The following is a 2,485-nucleotide window of genomic DNA, read 5'->3' as shown; positions in this document are numbered from 1 at the left end:
GAAAATCGACTGCAATAAGTAAAGGTAGTTACAATCGGGCAAAAAGACTTTCCATTGCAATAAAGTGAAACATACACAAGGCACAGGAGTCTTACTGCTTTGTGCCTCCATAATCATTTTGATAATGTAATAAAATAAGCTATATTCGGACTACTAGTAGTTTGCTGAAATTTGCAGATTTTCAAGAATATAACTTGTCGAAAATCTACACGACTTAACGATGCGCATCATTAGACCTCAATGAGGGTGTGTCATAAGCCTGTGACGCACCCTTTTTTTGTTTTATCGATAACAAAACTGCGCAAAAGTGTCCTTTCCGAAATACCTGAATCGCTTGTAATGCATGTCTTCCTTCATCTGTCCAAACGCAGCTTCTGGCTCTATCGGTCTCTGACTCCTGTGCTTCATACCTTCCTCTGACGTCAACAGCAAAAATGTTTCCTTTTTCATAATCCAAATGTTTTATTCAATTATTATTTTATGTAAGCAAGTAAAAGAGTAAGGGTAGGGACTAATCCCTAACCCTATGTTTTACAGTTCATTATCTTCTCCGCTGCCTCCATTCTCAGATCCAGTGCCCTGAGAGGTGCCGCCACTCTCCTGGGTATTACCGCCAGAAGGCTTGTTGACACCCGAACCGCCGGCATCACCGTTCACAGAACCGCCTCCAGCGTTCTCACCATTTGAACTATCATCACCCAATATGGTACTTGCTCTCTTGATGGTAGCATCGAGTTTCAGGCGGCATCGCCAACCGTTCTGATTGACAATGCAAAGGTACGAAATAAAAAATCCCCAATGTCGTTTAATGTCACTTAATGTCACTTAATGTCATTTAATGTCACGATAAAGTTGATTTTTTTTCAAAATTACGGTTCTCCGAGGTGTTTCTTTTTATCCAACGTGTCAATCGACGCAGCTCAGAAACAAGTCAATTTCGACCTGCAAACAAGTTATTTCCGATCTACAAACAAGTCATTTCCAATTCGTAAATAAGTCATTTCCGACCTCTAAATAAGTTATTTGCAATCCAGTCCATCGATGTCGATGAGTCCCAAGCCAGTAGCCCCCTTGATGTTGTCAATCTCTCTGCCTATGCCGTCAAATTCCACGGCGATGGAGATACCCAGAGTCTTTTGTTAAAAATTTAGTACCTTCTTTCTAAGTGCCATTAGAGTGAACCTTAGGTGAAGCTTTGGTGAATAGTGAGGCTTTTACCCTACTTTTTATACGAAATAAGGTATAAATAAGGGTATTATAACTATCTGATTATCATTTCTTTATATCTTTATATACGCGCTGTCTATATATATTTAAAAAGAAAGGGTTCACCACTTGCCCGAAAAAGTGAACCCTGTAAAAAAGGGTTCACACCTCTAAAAGGCATTTTTTGAGGGTGGAGACCTGCCGTTTATGGTTATTGTTTTTGTATTCATTTTTTGAAAATGTCCATCAGAGTGCAAAACAAAATTTGATATTTTTATTAACAAATATATATTTAAGTTCCATTTCCTCTAAAGAAGTGCAAGTACGAACTCTAACGATGCGCTTTATTAAGGTCTAATGATGCGCATCGTTAGGTGTTAATGAAGCGCATCGTTAAGTGTTAATGAAGCGCATCATTAGACCTTAATGAAGCGCTTCGTTAGGTCATGCAGATTTTCTATCATCTATATTACTGAAAATCAGTAAATTACGTTCCACCTCAAGACTGCGAACTCTTGCCACCAACAGGAGAACAGAAGTATAAAAGTTTGTTTCATCATTATATTGTATCATTAAACTATGCTATTGCAAAAGTATAAAAGCTTTTACAATAACATACTATTTTATACCTGAAACTCATTAGTGTCCAATAGAAATTGGACACTAATGAGTAAATTTACTGCATTTTCTTACATAAAGCGGTAAATTTACTACTTTGTTATGGATATGTCTATATAATATGTTTTATCCATCCCTGTACCCACTTTTATTTTTCCCTGCCCACGGAAAAATTCTTGCGTGGGCAGGGAGAAAAATATACCCGGGCAGAGAAGGAAATTTAAAAGAGTATTTTGGAGAATAGGGAGTGTAGTCGAAAAATATTATGATTTAGCATTGCTTGTAGAAAAATAGAGATAGAAAAAGGGTGCGTCACAGACTTATGACACACCCTCTTATATTATTATATTTGCAGCAAGTTTTTGAAGAAATGCAGTATTCTCAGGGACTGCATGGAACTGACGAAACGACTAAAAGAACAGAAAAGTAATAACTAAACCTGTTGGCGGAATTAAAAAACCGCCTGAAAATTAGTATATTTTTATGGAGAAAAAGTTGTGCATCTCGTTGATTTTTAGTAACTTTGTAGTGTCAAATTATAAAGTTATATATTTCACGCTATGCACAACTTGTATGCAAATTTCGTAAAAATTCTTGAGATATGCAAGGATTTCTCCAAAAATTTAGTTAATGAGCTAGGAAATATTCCTCGCCCAGGAGT

At 36.9% G+C, this 2,485-nt stretch carries 1 protein-coding gene and 2 pseudogenes; 1 reads left to right on the top strand and 2 read right to left on the bottom strand.

Features of this window, described 5'->3' with window-relative positions; genetic code table 11:
• Nucleotides 1-309: 309 nt before the first annotated feature.
• Nucleotides 310-426: pseudogene (locus tag EXN75_RS17230) on the bottom strand (transposase); the annotation flags it as partial.
• A 105-nt stretch (nt 427-531) separates the two neighbouring features.
• The gene (locus EXN75_RS17225) at nt 532-825 is read right to left on the bottom strand and encodes a hypothetical protein (RefSeq protein ID WP_134844740.1); all 294 of its coding nucleotides are present in this window, start codon (nt 823-825) and stop codon (nt 532-534) included.
• Nucleotides 826-2,307: 1,482 nt separating this feature from the next.
• Here EXN75_RS17225 and EXN75_RS18430 point away from each other — a divergent pair.
• Nucleotides 2,308-2,485, top strand: a pseudogene (locus EXN75_RS18430) (IS982 family transposase); the annotation flags it as partial.

Origin of the sequence: Segatella hominis, from assembly GCF_004535825.1 — a bacterium.
GTDB lineage: Bacteria > Bacteroidota > Bacteroidia > Bacteroidales > Bacteroidaceae > Prevotella > Prevotella hominis.
Note: the sequence above shows the minus strand (reverse complement) of the source record. Positions and strands in the feature narration are given on the sequence as shown.